The sequence below is a fragment of the Phreatobacter sp. GW821-FHT04C01 genome (assembly GCF_059420385.1).
The window spans coordinates 61,465-81,552 of sequence record NZ_JBWKTP010000002.1; the positions used below are offsets into that span (position 1 = coordinate 61,465).

A 20,088-nucleotide genomic window follows, 5' to 3' on the forward strand; every position below is an offset into this window, starting at 1 on the left:
TGCCTTCGAGGGGGCCTCGGGCTCGATAGCCACAAGTCCGTGCCGCGGCCCAGGGTCGTGTGAGGCTCGCACATCGTCTTGCCCGGGCTTGTCCCGGGCATCCACGACTTGTTTGCAGCCAAATCGGCCAGTCAAAATCTCCGCGCAGCGGCACCAGCCTGAAGTTCGCGCACTGCCTCCGACGCTCAGCGCCTCTGCGCGCTGTCGCCGATCAGCGCGAAGCGCAGGCGGGTCGAGACGACGTCGATGGCCATGACGGTGATGAGGACCATCAGGATCAGGGCCGAGACCTGCTGATATTCCAGCACCCGGATCTGCTCGGCCAGATGCAGGCCGATGCCGCCGGCGCCGACAATGCCGATAATGGTGGCCGAGCGCGTATTGCTTTCGAAATAATAGAGCACCTGGCTGCCGATGACCGGCAGGATCTGCGGAAGAAGGCCGAAGCGCATGGCGTCGAGCCCGCTGCCGCCGACCGAGGCGACGCCTTCGACCGCCTTGCGATCGGCCGCCTCGATGGCTTCGGAAAACAGCTTGCCGAACACGCCGAAATTGGCGGTGACCAGCGCCAGCACGCCGGCAAAGGGACCGAGGCCGACGACGCTGACCCAGATCAGTGCCCAGATCAGTTCGTCGACACCCCTGATGGTGTCGAGAAAGCGCCGCGACAGGAAATGCACCACCCCATTGGGGATGACGTTCTTGGCGGCGAGGAAGCCGAAGGGAAAGGCGAGCAGGGCGGCCGCCATGACGCCGAGAAAGGCGATGGCGACGGTTTCGGCCAGGGCGTGCAGGTAGATCAGGAATTTCGACCAGCTGCCGGTCGAGGGCGGGATCATGCGCCAGAGAAATTCGGCGAGCTTGCCGAGGCCGAGCAGCAGTTTCGGCAGGGAGAATTCCAGCTGGACGAGGCCGAAGACGAGCAGGGCGGCAAGCGCCACCAGCGTGCCGATGACCCGGGCGCGATGGCCGATCGAGGGCGTGAAGATATCGGGATAGCGGGTTCTGAGGTCGGCCTCGCGGGCGCGGGCATCGGCGACGATGGGGTGCAGCGTGTTCGCGGTCATGACCGCTTCTCCATGCCGATCAGCTGGTGGCGCACACGCTCGGTGGCGAGATCGATGACCATGACGGTGACGATGATCAGCACCAGGATCGCCGAGACGTCGGAATAGTAGAACTTGCGGATGGCCTCGATCAGGTCCTGGCCGATGCCGCCGGCGCCGACGAAACCCATCACCGCCGCGCCGCGGACATTCACCTCGAAACGCAGCAGCGCATAGCTGACGAAATTCGACAGGACCTGCGGCACCACGGCGAAGCGCACGGTCTCGGTCCAGGTGGCGCCGGTGGCGGTCAGGCCGTCGACCGGCTTCATGTCGATATTCTCGACCACTTCGGCGAACAGCTTGCCGAGCGCGCCGGCGGTGTGAATGGCGATGGCGAGCACGCCGGGAACCGGCCCGAGGCCGAAGGCGACGACGAAGATCAGGGCGAAGACGATCTCGGGAACGGTACGGCAGAATTCCAGGAAGCGCTTGGCGCCGACGCGGATCCACGGGCTCGGCGTCAGGTTGCCGGCGGCGAAGAAGCAGAGCGCGAAACCGGCAATGGCGCCGAGCACGGTGCCGACATAGGCGATCAGCAGCGTCTCGGCCAGAAGCGTCAGCCATTTGCTGAAGCCCCACATCCACTCGACCGGATCGACGAGCACGAAACGTCCGGTGGCCGGCCCGTTGTCCAGCGTGAAGATGCGGCCGATGTAATCGGTGAAACGCCAGAGATTGCCGACGAACTTGGACAGATCGACATCGGTGACGGCGCCGGCGACGAAGGTGGCGCAGCCGAACAGGACGAGGCCGAGGATCAATTGCCGGCGCTTGGCGCCGACCGCTTCGCCATAGGCGCGCCGAAGCGGCTCGAGCTGCTGGTCGGGCAGGCGGGGAATGGCGCTCGCCATGAACGTGTCTCCGGAGAAGGATTTGAGCGCCCGGCAAAGAAACGGGGTGGGCCGCGAAAGGACCCACCCCGGGAGGTTGCTCGGAGGTCGCTCAGGAACGCGCGCGGCGCATCTGGTCGACGAATTTCTGCAGCTCGACAATGGTTTCGTAGTCGCGATGCGAGACGGCGTGGAAGCCGAGATCCTTGCCGTCGGACAGGCGGTCGAAGGCGGCCTTGGCCTTGGCCGGGGCGTCCATGAAGGCTTTCAGGATGGCCGCGCGGGCTTCTTCCGGCAGCGAGGTGATGAAGGCGTAGGGCGAGCCGGCGATCAGGTCGGACTTGAAGATCATTTTGAAGTCCTCGGCGCGCACCATGTTCTTGTTGGCCATGCGCGAGAGGTTGGAATCGGTCTCGGAGTTCCACCAGTTGAAGGCGGCGTCGCAGGTGCCCTGCTGGACGGCGGTCACGGCGTTCTCGTGGGAACCGGCATAAACGACGCGGGCGAAGAACTGGTCGGGATTGGTGATGCCGAGCTTGCTCAGGGCAAAGCGCGGCACATTGTTGCCGGAGGTCGAATTGGGGTCGACGAGACAGAGGTTCTTGCCGCGCAGATCTTCGATCTTGGTGGCCGGGTTGTTGGCGCGCACATAGAGCACCGAATAATAGCCGATCGAACCGTCGGAATTGATCGAGGTGACGAAGGGCTCGACGGCGCCGTTGGTGACGGTGCGGGCGCGGACATAGGATGCCGGGCCGTAATAGGCGAGCTGGATCTGGCCGGCGCGCTGGCCTTCGATGACCGCGGCATAGTCATTGGCGATGCGCAGCGTCACCTTGGTGCCGAGCTCGCGCGCCAGATAGTCGACGAAGGGAGCGTAGCGCTCGGTCACGCCCGAGGCGTTCTCGGCCGGGATGACGGCGAGCACCAGCTCGGGATAGCGGCTCTGCCAGCTCTGCGTCTGGGCCTGCACGGCGGTGGCGGCGATGGCGAGGCCGGCGAGGCCGGCCAGCACGTTGCGGCGGGTGAACATGGTCGTGTCTCCGAAAAAAGGCGGATTGGGCGAACGGGTCAGGCCAGAGCCGCGGCGGCAAAGGCGCCGGCCGCCGCGGGAACCGGGGTATGGCTGTCGATGACGTCGTCGGCCTCGATGCCGTAGAGCTCGCGCGCTGCGGCATGGGTCAGTTCGGCCGGCGAGCCGTCGAACACGACCCGGCCCTGGGCCATGCCGACGAGGCGGTCGCAATAGGTCTTGGCGAGGTCGAGCGAATGAAGATTGCAGATCACCGTGATGCCGTAGTGACGGTTGATCCGCTGCAGCGCGTCCATGACGATGCGGGTGTTGCGCGGGTCGAGCGAGGCGATCGGCTCGTCGGCGAGAATGAATTTCGGTTCCTGGACCAGGGCGCGGGCGATCGCCACGCGCTGCTGCTGGCCGCCGGACAGGCTTTCGGCGCGCTGGCTGGCGAGCGAGCCGATGTCGAACTGTTCCAGCGCCGACAGCGCGATGGCCTTGTCCTCGGCCGTCCACAGCTTGAGCAGGGCGCGGGCCTGGCTGACATGGTTGAGCCGGCCCATCAGCACATTGGTCAGCACGTCGAGGCGGCCGACCAGGTTGAACTGCTGAAAGATCATGGCGCAGGACTGGCGCCAGGCGCGCAGTTCGGCGCCGTGAAGGCCGGTGACGTCGCGGCCGTCGAACAGGATACGGCCTTCGGAGGGGTCCTGCAGGCGATTGATCATGCGCAGCAGCGTCGATTTGCCGGCGCCCGAACGGCCGATCACGCCGATGAAGGCCCCCTCGGCGATGTCGAGCGAGACGTCCGACACGGCGGCCTTCGCGCCAAATCGTCGGGTGACCTTGTCGATGGTGAGCATGGGGCTGAGCCTCGGATGAAACAACGCGGCAGGCAGCGAGCAGAGGCCGCCATCTCGTCATCTCTCGGCTCTAGGACAGGCGAATAACAGTTTTGTGACGATGTTCTGCCGGGAACCTCAAGCAATAGTCGCAGATGATTACTTCGGAATTGTCATCCAGGTGTCATTGTTGTGTCATTCGGGCCGGCAAGACGATCCGGCTCGGCCCCCTGGGCGCGCGCACGCACAGCAGAAAGACCCGACATGACCAAGCTCGGCCTCGAACCGTCGATCCACCCGGACGCCATCGTCCGCAACAGCCGGTTCGGCGCCTATACCGAGGTCGGTGCGCGCACCGTGATCTCCGAAACCGTCATGGGCGACTATTCCTACATCGTCCAGGACGGCCAGATCGACATGTCCGATATCGGCAAATTCTGCTCGATCGCCGCGCATGTCCGGATCAATCCGGGCAATCACCCGACCGAGCGGGCGAGCCAGAGCCATTTCCTCTATCGCGCCTCGCGCTATTTCGACGGCGAGCCGGACGAAGCCGGCTTCTTCGACTGGCGCCGCTCCCATGCGGTGACGATCGGCCATGACGTCTGGATCGGCCATGGCGGGGTGGTGCTCGCCGGCCGCACCGTCGGCACCGGCGCGGTGGTGGCGGCCGGCGCCATCGTCACCAAGGACGTCGCACCCTATACGATCGTCGGCGGCAATCCGGCGCGGCCGATCCGTCGCCGTTTCGACGAACGGGTCGCCGAACGGTTGCAGGCGCTGGCCTGGTGGGACTGGACGCATGAACAATTGCGGCTGGCCTTGCCGGATTTCCGAAAGCTCGCCATCGAGGCTTTCCTGGACAAATACGAAAGCGAGGCCTGATATCGCGGCCGATATCGGCGCGGCCCGCCGCGGGGTGTCATGACGACGCCGGTTTGACGTTGTCGATCCGGTCCGCTTGATCCCGCGCGGGCGAACCTTCAGCATCGGTCGCGAGCGTCGGTTCGCTCGGGAGGTCCCATGTCTCTCTACCGGCTCGATCGCTATTTCACGCCGTCGTCGGTGGCCATTGTCGGCGCCACCGACCGGCAGGGTTCCATGGGCATGGCTTTGCTCGCCAACATGCGCCGGGCCGGCTACGAGGGCGGGCTCTACCCGGTCAACCCGCATCACCAGATGCTCGACGGGCTCGCCTGCTATCCGTCACTCGGTTCTCTGCCCGCCGTCCCCGACCTGGTCGTGCTGGCGACCCCCGGCCGCACCATTCCGGGGCTGGTCGCCGAAGCCTCCGCGCTCGGGGTGCCGGCGGCGGTGATCATCTCGGCGCTCGAGCGCGACGGTTACGGCGCGGCGGCGGGCCAGATCGCCAAAGCGGCCCGCGCCCATGGTCTCCGGATCGTCGGGCCGAACTGTTTCGGCGTGATCGCGCCGCATGGCAAGGTCGACGCGAGCTTTGCCTCGCGCGGCGCGAGGCCCGGGTCGCTCGCCTTCGTGTCGCAATCGGGAGCGATCGCCGCGGCCCTGCTGGAATGGGCGCATATGCGCAATATCGGCTTTTCCGGAGTGGTGACGATCGGTGATCAGCTGGATGTCGATGTCGGCGACTGGCTGGACTATTTCGCCGCGGATTATCGCAGCCGCGCCATCCTGCTCTACATCGAGGCGGTCACCGACGTGCGCAAGTTCATGGCCTCGGCCCGGGCGGCGGCGCGTTCCAAGCCGGTGATCGTGCTGAAATCCGGACGGCACCGGGCGGCGGCCAACGCGGCCCGATCGCATACCGGCGCCCTGGCCGGCGCCGACGACGTCTATGCCGCGGCCTTCGCGCGGGCCGGCCTGGTGCGGGTGAGCGACCTGGACGAATTGATCGCGGCGGCCGAGACGCTGTCGCGCTTCACGCCGTTTCACGGCGACCGGCTGGGCATCGTCACCAATGGCGGCGGCCTCGGCGTTCTCGCGGTCGACAGCCTGATCGATCGCGGCGGCAAGCTCGCCAGCCTCGGCGCCGCGACCTTGACCCGGCTCGAGGCGTCGATGCCGGCGATCTGGTCGCATGGCAATCCGATCGACATCATCGGCGACGCCGACGCCGCCCGCTATGACGAGGCGATGCAGGCGGCCCTCGACGATCCCAATGTCGACGCGGTGCTGGTGATGAACTGCCCGACCGCCTTGCTGCCGAGCCATGAGGCGGCCTCGGCGGTCGCCAATGTGGTGACCTCCAGGCGGTCCAGGGGCGAACGGGTCAAGCCGGTCTTCTCGGTCTGGCTCGGCGACCAGGAGGAGGCGACGACGATCTTCGCCGAGGCCGGCCTGCCGAGCTATCCGACCGAGTCGGAAGCCATTCGCGGCTTCATGCATATCGTCGGTTATACGCGCGGCCAGGCGGCCCTGCTGGAGACCCCGGAAAGCGCCGAGATCGTGCCGCCGGCCGACCTCGCCAGGCTGCGCGCGGCGATCGCCGAGACGGTCAAGGCGGGACGCCGATGGCTCGATCCGCTCCTGGTCGACCGCATCCTGTCGGCCTATGGCATCGCCACCATCCCGATCCGGCTGGCACGGACGGCCCAGGAAGCCGGCGACCACGCGGTGGAATTCCTGCGCGACGGCCACGCCTGCGCGGTGAAGATCCTGTCGCCCGACATCGTGCACAAGTCGGATGTCGGCGGCGTGCAGCTCGGCCTCGCGACGCGCGAGGCGGTGGAAGCGGCCGCCGCGGACATGTTGACCCGCATCATCAGGGAGGTGCCCAAGGCGACCATCGAAGGCGTGACGGTGCAACCGATGATCCACCGCCCGGGCGCCATCGAGTTGATCGCCGGTCTCGCCGACGATCGCACCTTCGGTTCGGTGATGCTGTTCGGCCGCGGCGGCAAGGCGGTCGAACTGATCAAGGATCGCGCGCTGGCGCTGCCGCCGCTCGACATGCGCATCGCCCGCGACATGATCGCCCGCACGCGCATTGCCAAGCAGATGGCCGGCTATCGCGACGTGCCGGCGGTCGATGGTGCCAAGGTTGCCGAGGTGCTGGTGCGCCTGTCGCAGCTGGCCGCCGATCTCGCCGACATCGCCGAGATCGACATCAACCCGCTCTTGGCCGATGCCACCGGGGTCCTGGCGCTCGACGCCCGCATCGCGGTCGGCGCGCCGAAGGCCGCAAAGCTCGGCGCGGGCGGCCATCCGCGCTTCGCCATTCGCCCCTATCCGAAGGAATGGGAACGCACCGTGGAGACCGAAAGCGGCTATCGGTTCCGCATCCGGCCGGTGCGGCCGGAGGACGAGGCGATCTTTCGCGATTTCCTCGAGCGGGTCGATCCGGACGACCTGCGCCAGCGCTTCTTCGCGCCGATCAAGCAGTTCAGCCACGCCTTCATCGCCAAGCTCGCCCAGATCGACTATGCGCGCTCGATGGTGCTGGTAGCGCTGGAGGAGGCGACCGGCGACCTCATCGGCACGGTCAGGCTGCATGCCGATCCCGACAATGAGAATGCCGAATATGCGGTGTTCATCCGCAGCGACATGCAGGGCCGCGGCCTCGGGATCACCATGATGCGGCTGATCATCGACTATGCGCGCGAGCAAGGCACGAAGCGCATCTACGGCCAGGTGCTGAACGAGAACCACCGGATGCTGGCGCTGGCGCGCGATCTCGGTTTCGTCGTCGGCGTCGATCCCGACGACCATTCGCTGCAGCGGGTGGTGCTGGAGCTGACCTGAACGGCGAGGGGTGCGATCCACGGATCGGCCCGTCCGAGGACAGCCGCGTCCCGGCCGCCGGCCGGGACGCGGGTCGTTTCAGCGTGAGATGTGCAGCATGGTGCCGCAGTCGGCGAAGCCGATCCGGCGGTAGGTCCGCCACGCCGCGTCCTCGCGCGCCGCCATCAGGAACGGGAAGGCTATGCCCCGGTCCATGGCGCGCGCCGCCAGCAGGGCGGTGACGCCGCCGCCGATGCCGCGCCGGCGGGCGGCCTGCCTGACACCGATCGCGGCGATCTCGGTGACGCCGTCATGCGGCGGTGCATAAAGGCCGGAGCCGAGCGGTTCGCCGTTGCCGGTAGTGCGGGCCAGGACGACGGCGCCGCCCTTGCGCACGGCATGGCGCAGGCGTTCGATATCGGCGGTGGTGGTCTCGGGAACGCCATGGGCTTCGTTCTGGACGTGCGCGGCGGCCTCGAGATCCGCCGCCTGTTCGGCGACGAGCCATTCGATGCCGGGCAGCTCGGGCACCGGCGCCAATGTTGCCCGCGTACAGGTCATCAAGGGCAGGAGGCGCTCGATCCTGAAGCCGTTCGACAGCAGGCGGGGCAGAACGGCCGGAACCAGGTCGGGGACATATTCGAGCCGGGGCGCCCGGCCTTTCGCCGCGAACAGCGCGACGAGGTCCGCGACCTCGCCGTCGGCCGGTTCGGCGCCGTCGTCCGGTATCGCGTAATTGCGGAAGGGATCGGCGCTCGCCGCGTCGATCATGACGGTGAAGGACGGCAGGCGAAAGACATTGTCGCCGCAGTTCATGGTGGCGCGGAGGCACGCGGAGACACGGCGCATGGCCGCGCGGTTGTCGGTGGTCATGGGGAAACTCGGCAGGCGTCGTGGCGACGCTTGGTCGGGACTCGGGTCGGATGACACGAGCGCGGAGATCGCTGCCGTATGGCCTGTCGGGGCGTCGTTTCAGGTCAGGACCGGAAGGTCCTCAGAAAGACGCGGCCCAGCCGGCCATGGCGGCGGCAATGGTCATGGTGCGGACAATCACGGGCATCTCCATCCAACGGGCCGCGTGTCATAGCCAAACCGCCGGCAGGCATCAAGCGCCGGCAAAATGCCGCCCGCCGGCCAAGGCGGCGATCGCATGGGTGGCCGAGGCTTTGCCGCCGTCAGCGGGTCGCCTTGACCGGACCGAGCGTCGGCTTGGCGTCAGCCGAAGGCTGCAGCGGCGCCGGCGACGCGGCGTTGCGGTCGGTGACCACGACGCGGTTCCGGCCCTGGTCCTTGGCCCGATAGAGTGCGGCATCGGCGACGGCCAGCAGATCCTCGCCGTCTTCGACGTGCAGCGGCATGACCGCCAGCCCGATCGAGGCGGTGATGCCGTCGATCGTGCCGCCCGACCAGGCGACGCGCATGCGGCGCACCGCGGCGAGCACCTGGTTGGCGCGCTGCTCGGCCGCGGCCAGCCCGACACCCGGCAGCAGCAGCAGGAACTCCTCGCCGCCATAGCGGCCGACAATGTCGGTCTTGCGCACGGTCTCGTAGAGGATCCGGCCGATATCGCGCAGCACGGCGTCGCCGGCCTCGTGGCTGTGGCTGTCATTGATGCGCTTGAAGTGGTCGATGTCGAGAATGGCCAGCGACAGCGGCTTGCCGCCACGCGCGCTGCGGCCGATCTCGCGCGTCAGCGCCTCCTGGAGGTAGCGGCGGTTGTGCAGTCCGGTCAGCGGATCGCGAATGGCCTGGCTGAGCAATTGCTCGCGCAGTTCGAGATTGGCGATCGCCAGCGAGACCTGCTCGGCCAGCATGGTCGCCAGCTGATTGGCGGCCGCGCCCGCGGCCTCCTCCTCGGCCATTTCCCGATAGAGCAGGCCCAGCAAATTGTTCTGGGCGATCAGCGGTTGGCAGACGAAGGCCGAACCCGGCACGGCGCAGCAGGCCGCCGCGTGGCCGCAGGTCAGCCCCTGGCTGGCTTCGGACATCGGGAAGGTCCGGCCGCGGCGCAGGGCCCAGCAAGCTTCGGGGTGGAACGAGGCGACATCGGCCTTCAGCGCGCCCCAGTGGGCCCCGCGCTGCACGGCGTCGCGGCTCTCGTTGAACAGGTAGAGGGCACCGGCTTCCGCCGGAAAGAGATGGCCGGCATAGCTCTGCACGGCCGCGAAGATCTCGTCGAGGCTCTGGCAGGATTGCAGGAGACCGCTGAGCTCGGTCAGAAGCGCGATCTCCCGGGTGCGGATCTGCGCGGCGTGCAGCGAGGCGGTCAGGCGCCGGTTGGCGTCCTGCAACTCGCGGGCATGGTCACGCCGCTCGGCCTCGACCAGCAGGGCGTCGGTCCGGTCCTGGATGACCCAGAGGATCTCGCCCGGACCGTTGCGCCCACCGGCGGTCAGCGGCTTGCCATAGGCGTCGACCATCAGCGTCGTGCCGTTCCGGCGGCGAATATGCAGCTGGACCTCGGTCGCCATGGCGCTGTCGCGGATCCGGGTCAGGGCCGCGTCGAAGGCCTCGGCATCGGTCTGGGTCGCCACCAGATCATTGATCGCGCTGCCGGGCAGGTCGTCGGGCGCGCGCCCGCACAGGTCGGCGATGCGCCGGTTGCCGCGCAGGATCCGATGTCCCCTCGTGAACAGAATGCCGGCCAGGGGGTTGTCGACCAGCGCACGCTGTTCGGCGTCGAGCGCGCTGAGGCTGCCGGACAGGCGCCGCGACCGCATGGTGAGGATCGACAGGAGCGTGACCAGCAGGCTGATCACCAGGCCGCTGCCGAACACCAGGTTGGGCACCGAACGATCGAGCTCGTAGGTCGAGCCCGCGCGGGCGGTGAGCTCGACACGCCAGACCCGCTCGCCGACCACCAGCGATCGCTCGGCCGAGATGCCGAGCGGCGAGGAGGCGACCGGCGTGACCAGCCGGAGGTTGGGCTCCAGGCTGTCATACATCAAGGTCGCGATGCCGCCTTCATCCTCCGGCTCGGCCGTGATCACGCCCTCCGGCGTCGCCTTGGCGTAACCCCGGTCGACCACGCGGATATGCATTTGCTGCAAGGTGCGGACATCCAGCACGCCGCGCATCAGGTCGTTCATCCGGTAGACGGTCGCGACGAAGCCGCGCAGCGCCGCCATGCGCTGCAACGCGGTCTGGGCCGGTTCGCCGACCCGATAGATCGGCGCGCGCAGGATGAAGCCCTGGCCGCCCGATGTGTCCTGCACAAGCCGGACCGGCGGGGTCGCGACCAGGCGGCCGGTCTCGGCGGCGCGGCGAAGCGAATCGAGCTGCGCCGGATTGGCGCCGGCGTCGAAGCCGAAGGCGTTTTCGTTGCCACGCAACGGTTCGACGAATTCGACGACGTTATAGCTGGCGCGCTGCCCCGGAGGCTGGACGGCGAAGTCCGGCTGCCCCTGCGGGTCGACACTGGTATCGCCCCTGACCTCGGCCACGAAGGCGTCGAGGTTTTCCGGCCTGACATAGCGCAGCGACTGCAATGCCTGGAAGCCGGGATAGCGGCGCGCCAGATCCAGCACGTCGACATAGCGGCGGAACTGTGCCCGGTCGATACGGCCGATCGAGGCGTAGAGACCCTGCATGCTGACCAGGACCTCGGCATGGGTGCGCAGGCGCTCGCCGACCGCCGTGGTGGTGTCGCCGGCATCGGCGACGAATCGCCGCTGCATGTCGGCGGCGATCCAGCGTTCGGCGATCGTCCGGGCAGCGAAGGTCGCGGCCAGCCCGGCGACGAGGATGACGCTCGCGACGACCGTCATCCGCCGCGCCGACGGCGCCAGCAGATCCCTCAATCCCATGGCCATGAGCCCCCGGTATGGACCCGCCCGTGTCGGGCCGGTCGATGCAAAGCGCCGCATCATTCTCCGGGGGCATTGATAATGTGTTGCACTGCAAGGTGCGGGCCCGCGGAGCCGTCCCGCAGGGTGTCGGAATCCTTACCCCGCCCGCGGCGCCTCGGCCTTGAAATCGGCACGCAGCGGCTGCCAGGCGGCAACCTGCCGCGGCTCGCGCAACAGGTCCGGCAGTCCCTGCCAATAGGCGGTGCGGTAGGCGCGCGCCATCTGCACGTCCTCGAGATCCCTCGCATCGGCCCAGGTTTCGTAGAGCATGAAGCGATCCGGGTCGCCGCCGTCCCGGTGCAGCACCGCGTTGACGAATGTCGCCTCGTGCCGCATGGCGTCGAGAACCGGCGTCAGCAGCGCCAGGAAGGCGGCTGCCGCACCGGGCTTGAGGGCGATCTCGATGGTATAGACGATGGCCATGGGCGCTCCATATCGTGGATGAGCAACCCTTTTAGGGACCCCATGGCCCAGGTCGATGACCTCGGAGGTCATGATGTCGGCACCGGCACGTGCGTAATGCCCCGGTTCAGCGCGGCGGCTGCCGGCCGATCGCCAGGGCGGCCGCCTTGGCGCCCGATAGGAAGCCGTCGGACAGCGCTGGATCGGTCACTGCGCGGGCCATCTGCAAGGCGCCGACCATGGTCGAGAAGATGGCCCCGGCGGCGGTGTCGGCCTCGCTTGCGGAAAATACCGGCGGCAGCTCGGCCCTGATGACGGCGACGGTGGCGCGGATCTGGTCGGTGAGAACCTCGCGGGTCTCTTCCGGGTGGCGGGCAAGTTCGGCGCCGAGGCTTGCGATCGCACAGCCGATCTCGGGCCGGTCGCGATGGCCCGGGCGCAGATAGGCGGTCACGATCGCTTCAAGTCCGTCGCGGCCCTCGGCGCGGGCGGTCGCGGCCTCGGCCGCCAGGTGATCGCGGGCGGCGGTCAGCGCCGCAACGACCGCGTCGCGGACCAGGGCCTCCTTCGACGCAAAATGGGCGTAGAAGCCGCCGTGGGTGAGGCCGGCATCGGCCATGAGGCCGGCCACCCCGGCCGCCTCGATGCCGTCCTTGCGGAAACGGCGCGCCGCGACGTCGATGACGCGGCGACGGGTTTCCTCGCGATGTCCTGCGGCATAACGCATGGAAAGGATCCCCCGATCGGCCAGCTCCCCGGTCCTTGATGGAGTGCGGGTTTCCGTATTATATGTCAAGCATCATGTAATAAGGAGAATGCCGATGCCCGCATCAGATCCTGTCGTGATCGTCTCCGCCGTTCGCACGCCGCTCGGCCGGTTCCGCGGCGAGATCGCCGCCGTCCCGGCGCATCAGCTGGGCGCAGGCGTGATCCGCTCGGCGGTCGAGCGGGCAGGGCTCGCGCCGGAGTGCGTCGACGAAGTGCTGATGGGCTGCGTGCTGCCGGCCGGCCAGGGCCAGGCGCCGGCCCGCCAGGCCGCGCGCCATGCCGGGCTGCCGGATGCGGTCGGCGCGACTACCGTCAACAAGGTCTGCGGTTCCGGCATGAAGGCGCTGATGCTCGGCCACGACCTGATATCCGCCGGTTCGGCCGATATCGTGGTGGCCGGCGGCATGGAGAGCATGTCGGGCGCGCCCTACCTGCTCGCCAAGGCGCGCGGCGGCTATGGCGCCGGCCACGATCGCCTGATCGACCACATGATGCTCGACGGGCTCGAAGACGCCTATGAAGGCGGCCGCGCCATGGGCACGTTCGGCGAGGATACCGCCGAACGCTACCAGTTCACCCGCGAGGCCCAGGACGCCTACGCGATCGAGACGCTCCGGCGCGCCAAGGCGGCGATCGAAACCGGCGCCTTCGACAAGGAGACCATCGCCGTCACCGTGGCCGGCGCCAAGGGCGGCGAGACGGTGTTCAGCCAGGACGAGCATCCGCGCAAGCTCGACGCGGCGAAGATCCCGACGCTGAAGCCGGCCTTCCGCGCCGGCGGCACGGTGACCGCGGCGAGCTCGAGCGCCAATGCCGACGGCGCGGCGGCGCTGGTCGTCATGCGCGCCTCGGACGCCGAGCGGCAGGGGCTGACGCCGATCGCCCGCATCGTCGGCCACGCGACCCATTCGCAAGACCCGGCCTGGTTCACCACCGCGCCGATCGGCGCCATCGGCAAGCTGCTGACACGGATCGGCTGGTCGGCCCGCGAGGTCGATCTGTTCGAGATCAACGAGGCCTTCGCCGTGGTGGTGATGGCGGCGATGCGCGATCTCGACATCGGCCATGACCGGGTCAACGTCAATGGCGGGGCCTGCGCGCTCGGCCACCCGATCGGCGCCTCGGGCGCGCGGATCGTGGTGACCTTGCTGCATGCGCTGGAACGCCAGGGCCTGAAGCGCGGCGTCGCCAGCCTGTGCATCGGCGGCGGCGAGGCGACCGCGCTCGCCGTCGAGCGGCTGAACTGAGCGGGCCGCGGCCGACCGCTCGGTCAGGCGACGGTTTCGGGCGCGCGCATGCCCTGCCTGGTGCCCGGGGCATTTGCCAGCCGGTGCGGCTCGGCCGCCGCGGCAATGGTGCGAACCGCCCCTCGGCTCGCGTCCGAAACAGTCGCGGCATAGGATTGCAGGGCTTTCGAGACCAGGCGGGTGCGCGATTTCGGCCGCCAGTTCGCGCCGCCCGGGCTCTCCATCGCCTGCCGCCGCCGATCCAGGATCGCCGCCTCGACCTTCAGCATGAGCATGCGCGCCGGGATGTCGATGGCGATGAGATCGCCGTCCTCGACCAGGCCGATCACGCCGCCGCCCGCCGCCTCCGGCGAGACATGGCCGATCGACAGTCCGCCCGAGCCGCCGGAGAAGCGGCCGTCGGTGACGAGCGCGCAATGCCGGTCGAGCTTCATCGACTTGAGAAAGGTCGTGGGATGCAGCATTTCCTGCATGCCCGGCCCGCCGCGCGGTCCTTCATAACGCACCACGACGACGTCGCCGGCCGCGACCCGGCCGCCGAGGATGCCCTCCACCGCGTCATCCTGGGATTCGAACACCCGGGCTGGGCCTTCGAACACCAGCATCTCCGCCGCGACCGCGGCCGTCTTGATCACGGCGCCCTGGTCCGCGAGATTGCCGTGCAGCACCGCCAGCCCGCCGTCGCGGCTATAGGCATGGGCGAGGTCGCGAATGCAGCCGGCCGTGCGGTCACGATCGAGGTCGGGATAACGCTTGTCCTGGCCGAAGGGCACGATGGTCCTGACGCCGCCGGGCGCGGCGCGGTAGAAATCGGCGAGCCTCGCGTCGTCCGACCGCAGGATGTCCCAGGCGTCGATCGCCGCGCCGAGCGAAGCGCCCTGCACGGTCGCCGTACCGCGATCGATCAGGCCGGCACGATCGAGTTCGCCGAGGATGGCCATGATGCCGCCGGCGCGGTGAACGTCCTCGATGAAGTAGCGGTCGGTGGCCGGCGACACCTTGCAGAGATTGGGCACGCGGCGCGACAGCTGGTCGATCGCGGCCAGGTCGAAGGCGACGTCGCCCTCCTGCGCGGCGGCCAGCAGATGCAGGATCGTGTTGGTCGAGCCGCCCATGGCGATGTCGAGCGTCATGGCATTGGTGAAAGCCGAGGCGGTGGCGATGCCGCGCGGCAAGGCGCGTTCGTCGTCCTGCCGGTACCAGCGCCGGGCCAGCGCGACGATCGTCCGCCCGGCCTCGGTGAAAAGTTCGCGCCGCAGCTTGTGCGTCGCGAGAAGCGTGCCGTTGCCGGGCAGCGCCAGGCCGAGCGCCTCGGTCAGGCAGTTCATCGAATTGGCGGTGAACATGCCGGAGCAGGAGCCGCAGGTCGGGCAGGCGGCCCGCTCGATCGCGGCGAGCGCCGCATCCGATGTCTGCGGATCGGCGCCGTGACGGATCGACGAGATCAGGTCGAGCCGGGGCGCCCCTGGTTGGTTCGGCACCCGGCCGGATTCCATCGGGCCGCCCGAGACGAAGATGGTGGGTATGTTCAGCCGCATGGCCGCGAGCAGCATGCCCGGCGTGATCTTGTCGCAGTTCGAGATGCAGACCAGCGCGTCGGCGCAATGGGCATTGACCATATATTCGATGCTGTCGGCGATGATCTCGCGCGACGGCAGGCTGTAGAGCATGCCGGCATGGCCATTGGCGATGCCGTCATCGACCGCGATGGTGTGGAACTCGCGCGGCACGCCGCCGGCGGCCCAGATCTCGGCGGCGACGATGTCGCCGACATCCTTCAGGTGCACGTGGCCCGGAACGAACTGGGTATAGGAATTGGCGATGGCGATGATCGGCTTGCCGAAATCGCCGTCCTTGAGGCCGGTTGCGCGCCACAGCGCCCGCGCACCGGCGCGCTCGCGGCCCTCGGTCGTCATGTTCGATCTCAAGGCTGGCATCGGTTCGCTTCCTTCCGGCGGCTCTGGCGCCACCGGGACGCCCGGCCGGACGCTAGTCGCGGCAAGGCGGGCCGGGAAATTGGAAAGCGGCATCGGAGCCATCGGCGGAATCGATCATGGCGTGGTCAGGCGCGGCGCCGCGCCGGGGCTTGCGGCGCGCTCTGCTTGGCTCGATCCTGGCCGTGGCGCGTCCGCTCGCGGGCTTGGCGCCGTCACCGGGCGTGCCGACATGCTGCGAAACATCGATATCGATCTCCTGAGGTGCTTCGTCACCGTGGCCGAGCTGCGCAGCTTCACGCGTGCGGCTTCCGCCCTGTTCAGGACCCAGTCGACCATCAGCACCCAGATCCGCCGGCTCGAGGAGTTGGCCGGCCAGACCCTGCTGCAGCGCTCGCCGCACGAGGTGCAGCTGACGCGCATCGGCGAGGATTTCCTGGCCTATGCGCGCCGCATCGTCGCGCTCCACGACGAGGCGCTCGACGTGGTCAATGCCAAGGGCGTCAGCGGCACCGTGCGGCTCGCCGTGATGGACGACTATGCGACGATCGTGCTGCCGGACACCCTGGCGCGGTTCGTCCGGTCGCATCCGGGCGTCGAACTGGAGGTGACCACGGGCTTCACGCGCGACCTGCTCAACGATCTCGGCGGCGGCTACGACCTGGTGCTGGCGACGCAGAAGGCGGGCGACGGCCGCGGCGACGTCCTGAGGATCGAGCGCACCTCCTGGGCCTGTTCGGACAGCCATGACGGCGCGCGCATCGAGCCGCTGCCGCTGGCCCTGCTCAAGGCACCGAACATGTATCGGGAATGGGCACTCGAGGCACTGAACGCCGCCGGCCTGCGCTGGCGGCTCTTGTTCAGCAGTTCGAGCATCGGTGCCGTCGAGGCGATGGCCGCCTCGGGCGCCGCAGTGACCGTGGTCAAGGCCGGCACAGCCCGTCCGGGGCTGCGGCTGATCGGCGCCGAGGCCGGCCTGCCGCCTCTGCCGGCGTCCGAAATCGCGCTGCATCTGGCGCCCGGCCGGCCCAGTGCGGCGACCCGGGCGCTGCGGGATCACCTGCATGCGTCGCTGAAGCCGGGCGATGCCGCCGAAGCCGGCATCGGCTAGCCCGATCGTGGCCATCGGCGGAATTCATTTCGGCCGATCCGCGCGGCTTCCTAGGGTTTCACCGGACCGTTTCCCAGACGGGCTGCCGCGACGATAAAACAGTTCAATGGCGAGGGTGATCGGGCTAGGTTCCGCGCCTTCGCTGGCGGCGCGGCGATGCGGCCCGGTTCGATGGCCGCCATCAGCCCTTGCCGCCACAAGAACCCGACACGAGGAATCCTCATGGACCGCCGCAAATTCATCAAGACCTCCGGTCTCGTCACCGGCGCCGCAGCAGCGGTCGCGACCCCGGCCATCGCCCAGTCGCTGCCGAAAGTTTCCTGGCGCCTGACCTCCAGCTACCCGAAGAGCCTGGACACGCTTTATGGGCTCAGCACGCACCTCGCCAAGCGGGTGGCGGAGATGACCGACAACCAGTTCCAGATCCAGCCCTTCGCCGCCGGCGAGATCGTGCCGGCGCTGCAGGCGCTCGACGCGGTGCAGAACGGCACGGTGGAATGCAGCCATACGCTGTCGAGCTTCTATATCGGCAAGGATCCGGCCTTCGCCTTCGACACCTCGCTGCCCTTCGGCCTGAACACGCGCCAGCAGAACGCCTGGCTGCACCAGGGCGGCGGCATCGAACTCGTCCGCGAGTTCATGAAATCCTACAATGTCCACATGATCCCGTCGGGCAATACCGGCGCGCAGATGGGCGGCTGGTTCCGCAAGGAGATCAAGTCGGTCGCCGACCTGAGGGGCCTGAAGTTCCGCATCGCCGGTCTCGGCGGCACGATCCTGGCCCGCCTCGGCGTGGTGCCGCAGCAGATCGGCGGCGGCGACATCTATCCGGCGCTGGAGCGCGGCACGATCGATGCGGCCGAGTTCTCCGGCCCGCATGACGACGAGAAGCTGGGTTTCCAGAAGGTCGCCAAATATTACTACTATCCCGGCTGGTGGGAGGGCTGCGCCAACGTTCCGCTGGTCGTCAACATGGACAAGTGGAACGCCCTGCCGGCCCATTACAAGGCAGTGGTCGAGGCCGCCTGCACCGAGACCTTGCTGCTGAGCATCGCCAAATATGACAACCAGAACCCGGATGCGCTGTTCCGGTTGGTGGCCAATGGCGCGGAGCTGCGCGGCTTCCCGCAGGACGTCATGCAGGCCGCCTTCAAGGAGGCTTTCGCGCTTTATGGCGAACTCGCCGCCTCGAACCCGAACTTCAAGAAGTTCTACGATTCCTGGCTGCCCTACTGGAAGAAGGAGCATGTCTGGTTCCGCGTCGCCGAGCTGCCGTTCGACGCTTTCGTGTCGAACCAGGCCCAGACCCTGCGCTGACGCCGCGCCACGATAACCGTCCGGTGGCGCGGCCTCGCTGCGCCGCCGGTTCGACCGGCCGGCAGTCCCTGCTTCGCAAAACGGCGGGGCATCGTGCAGGACGCCGAAGCCAGCGCCCTTTTCGCGACGCGACGCCGCTCGCCCCGTCGCTCATGGGGCGGTTGCACGCCAGGCCGGGCTAACGCACCGGTTTCAACCTATGGTCGCCGCCGGCGTTCCGTGGCAAGCTTCGCGTCCCACGAGAATGCGGAGAGACCGGTCATGCCTCGCTACGCGCCCGCAACCCGGCTTGTCACTCACGACGTTACCAACCAGCCGCCGGAGTTCGCCGGCCGCAACCTGTTCCTGTCGGACCCCGTGCTGCACGAGGCAGCGCGGCGCGAGGGTGGCGAATGGGTCGAGCAGTCTTTGTCGGCGCTCGGTGCCGAAATGGGTTCGGAAGATGTGCTGGCGCTCGGCGAGGAGGCCAATCGCTTTCCGCCGGAACTCACCGTGTTCGACCGCTACGGCCGGCGCATCGACGAAGTGCGCTTCCATCCGGCCTATCACCGGCTGATGGAGATCGCGATGCGCCACCGCATCCATTCCATCGCCTGGGCCGAGAACCGGCCGGGCAGCCATGTCGCGCACGCGGCGGCGCTGGCGCTGTTCACCGAGGCCGAGCAGGGCGTGATGTGCCCGATCAGCATGACCTATGCGAGCGTGCCGGCGCTGCGCCATCAGCCCGACGTCACCGCGCCCTGGCTGGAGAAGATCATCGGCGGCCGCTATGACGGACCGCTGAAGCCGATCGCCGGCAAGGCCGGCATCACGGTCGGCATGGCGATGACCGAGAAGCAGGGCGGCAGCGACGTCCGCGCCAATAGCACGGTCGCGCGGCGCGACGGCGAGGCCTATCGGCTGGTCGGCCACAAGTGGTTCTGCTCGGCGCCGATGAGCGACGGCTTCCTGACGCTCGCCAATACCGAGCGCGGCCTGTCCTGTTTCCTGGTGCCGCGCATCCTGCCCGACGGCGAGCGCAATGCGTTGCAGGTCATGCGGCTGAAGGACAAGCTCGGCAACAAATCGAACGCCTCGAGCGAGATCGAATATCACGACACCTATGCCGTGCTGCTCGGCGAGGAGGGACGCGGCGTCCCCGTCATCATCGACATGGTGCACCACACCCGGCTCGACACCATGGCCGGCACGCTCGGCATCATGCGCATGGCACTGGCCCAGGCCCATCATCACGTCAGCTATCGCCGCGCCTTCCAGAAGACCCTGATCGACCAGCCGGTGATGCGGGCGGTGATCGCCGATCTCGCCCTGGAATACGAAGCGGCGGCGGCGCTGACCATGCGGGTGGCCCGCGCCTTTTCCGGTGAGAGCGAGACTGAAAAGGCCTTTGCGCGGCTCGCCGTGGCGGTCGGCAAATATTGGCTGACCAAGCGCAATCCGAACTTCGTCTATGAATGCATGGAGTGCCATGGCGGCGCCGGTTATGTCGAGGAGAGCCCGCTGCCGCGGCTCTATCGCGAGGCGCCGCTCAACGCCATCTGGGAAGGCTCGGGCAACGTCATCGCGCTCGACATCCTGCGCACGCTGATGAAGGAACCGGCGGCGCGCGACGCCTATGCCCAGGAGCTGGCCCTGTCGCGCGGCGTCGATTCCCGTCTCGACCGTTATGTCGACGACCTGCAGGCCGGCCTGAAATCCGTGCCGCAGGAAGCCCAGGCCCGTCAGTTCGCCGAGCGCATGGCGCTGGCGCTGCAGGCCTCGCTCCTGATGCGGCATACGCCGCGCGCGGTGGCGGATGCCTTCATCGCGACGCGCATCGCCCATGATGGCGGGCGTTCCTACGGCATCCTGCCGCAAGGCGCCGATATCAACGCCATCCTGCAGCGGGTCGCGGCCTCCGCGGCGGCCGGCGGCTGAGGGCGCGCCCGACTTTCGACCATCTGGCGGCCGTCGTCCGGTATCGTGT

At 68.3% G+C, this 20,088-nt stretch carries 14 protein-coding genes and 1 pseudogene; 6 read left to right on the forward strand and 9 right to left on the reverse strand.

The window, feature by feature from the left end:
- Positions 1 to 185: 185 nt before the first annotated feature.
- The 4 genes from phnE (AC07WJ_RS07350) to phnC all read right to left on the reverse strand — a co-directional run bounded on the left by phnE (AC07WJ_RS07350) (position 186) and on the right by phnC (position 3,817).
- Complete coding sequence (gene phnE, locus AC07WJ_RS07350; RefSeq protein WP_494933908.1) at positions 186 to 1,067, reverse strand: phosphonate ABC transporter, permease protein PhnE; 882 nt, start codon at positions 1,065 to 1,067, stop codon at positions 186 to 188.
- The gene (gene phnE, locus AC07WJ_RS07355; protein WP_494933909.1) at positions 1,064 to 1,960 is read right to left on the reverse strand and encodes a phosphonate ABC transporter, permease protein PhnE; all 897 of its coding nucleotides are present in this window, start codon (positions 1,958 to 1,960) and stop codon (positions 1,064 to 1,066) included. Before phnE (AC07WJ_RS07355) ends, phnE (AC07WJ_RS07350) begins: the two co-directional genes overlap by 4 nt.
- Before the next feature lie 91 nt (positions 1,961 to 2,051).
- The gene (phnD, locus tag AC07WJ_RS07360; RefSeq protein ID WP_494933910.1) at positions 2,052 to 2,972 is read right to left on the reverse strand and encodes a phosphonate ABC transporter substrate-binding protein; all 921 of its coding nucleotides are present in this window, start codon (positions 2,970 to 2,972) and stop codon (positions 2,052 to 2,054) included.
- A 38-nt stretch (positions 2,973 to 3,010) separates the two neighbouring features.
- Positions 3,011 to 3,817 carry a phosphonate ABC transporter ATP-binding protein gene (gene phnC / locus AC07WJ_RS07365; RefSeq protein ID WP_494933911.1) on the reverse strand — a complete coding sequence of 269 codons (807 nt, stop codon included), beginning with the start codon at positions 3,815 to 3,817 and terminating at the stop codon, positions 3,011 to 3,013.
- A 243-nt stretch (positions 3,818 to 4,060) separates the two neighbouring features.
- Here phnC and AC07WJ_RS07370 point away from each other — a divergent pair, with 243 nt between their 5' ends.
- Positions 4,061 to 4,681: an LbetaH domain-containing protein gene (locus AC07WJ_RS07370; RefSeq protein WP_494933912.1), complete on the forward strand. Its 621-nt coding sequence runs from the start codon at positions 4,061 to 4,063 to the stop codon at positions 4,679 to 4,681.
- A gap of 138 nt (positions 4,682 to 4,819) precedes the next feature.
- Positions 4,820 to 7,516, forward strand: coding sequence for a bifunctional acetate--CoA ligase family protein/GNAT family N-acetyltransferase (locus AC07WJ_RS07375; RefSeq protein WP_494933913.1), 2,697 nt, complete (start codon positions 4,820 to 4,822; stop codon positions 7,514 to 7,516).
- Positions 7,517 to 7,594: 78 nt separating this feature from the next.
- On the opposite strand, the gene AC07WJ_RS07380 is transcribed toward AC07WJ_RS07375, so the two are convergent.
- The 4 genes from AC07WJ_RS07380 to AC07WJ_RS07395 form a co-directional block, all read right to left on the reverse strand.
- Entirely contained in the window at positions 7,595 to 8,368 is a 774-nt protein-coding gene (locus tag AC07WJ_RS07380; protein ID WP_494933914.1) for a GNAT family N-acetyltransferase, read from the reverse strand.
- A 302-nt stretch (positions 8,369 to 8,670) separates the two neighbouring features.
- Positions 8,671 to 11,301 carry a sensor domain-containing diguanylate cyclase gene (locus AC07WJ_RS07385; protein WP_494933915.1) on the reverse strand — a complete coding sequence of 877 codons (2,631 nt, stop codon included), beginning with the start codon at positions 11,299 to 11,301 and terminating at the stop codon, positions 8,671 to 8,673.
- A 138-nt stretch (positions 11,302 to 11,439) separates the two neighbouring features.
- Positions 11,440 to 11,766, reverse strand: coding sequence for a putative quinol monooxygenase (locus AC07WJ_RS07390; RefSeq protein ID WP_494933916.1), 327 nt, complete (start codon positions 11,764 to 11,766; stop codon positions 11,440 to 11,442).
- A gap of 106 nt (positions 11,767 to 11,872) precedes the next feature.
- Entirely contained in the window at positions 11,873 to 12,472 is a 600-nt protein-coding gene (locus tag AC07WJ_RS07395) for a TetR/AcrR family transcriptional regulator (protein WP_494933917.1), read from the reverse strand.
- Positions 12,473 to 12,566: 94 nt separating this feature from the next.
- On the opposite strand from AC07WJ_RS07395, the gene AC07WJ_RS07400 reads away from it, so the two are divergent.
- Positions 12,567 to 13,760: an acetyl-CoA C-acyltransferase gene (locus AC07WJ_RS07400; protein ID WP_494933918.1), complete on the forward strand. Its 1,194-nt coding sequence runs from the start codon at positions 12,567 to 12,569 to the stop codon at positions 13,758 to 13,760.
- A 104-nt stretch (positions 13,761 to 13,864) separates the two neighbouring features.
- Here the strand turns inward: AC07WJ_RS07400 and ilvD are convergent.
- Positions 13,865 to 15,697: pseudogene (gene ilvD / locus AC07WJ_RS07405) on the reverse strand (dihydroxy-acid dehydratase); the annotation flags it as partial.
- Positions 15,698 to 15,926: 229 nt separating this feature from the next.
- Here ilvD and AC07WJ_RS07410 point away from each other — a divergent pair.
- The 3 genes from AC07WJ_RS07410 (at position 15,927) to AC07WJ_RS07420 (ending at position 20,039) form a co-directional block, all read left to right on the forward strand.
- The gene (locus AC07WJ_RS07410) at positions 15,927 to 16,805 is read left to right on the forward strand and encodes a LysR substrate-binding domain-containing protein (RefSeq protein WP_494933919.1); all 879 of its coding nucleotides are present in this window, start codon (positions 15,927 to 15,929) and stop codon (positions 16,803 to 16,805) included.
- Between the two features lie 222 nt (positions 16,806 to 17,027).
- Positions 17,028 to 18,122: a TRAP transporter substrate-binding protein gene (locus tag AC07WJ_RS07415; protein ID WP_494933920.1), complete on the forward strand. Its 1,095-nt coding sequence runs from the start codon at positions 17,028 to 17,030 to the stop codon at positions 18,120 to 18,122.
- 261 nt (positions 18,123 to 18,383) lie between these two features.
- A complete protein-coding gene (locus tag AC07WJ_RS07420; protein WP_494933921.1) occupies positions 18,384 to 20,039 on the forward strand; it encodes an acyl-CoA dehydrogenase family protein in 1,656 nt (551 codons plus the stop codon).
- Positions 20,040 to 20,088: the final 49 nt, after the last annotated feature.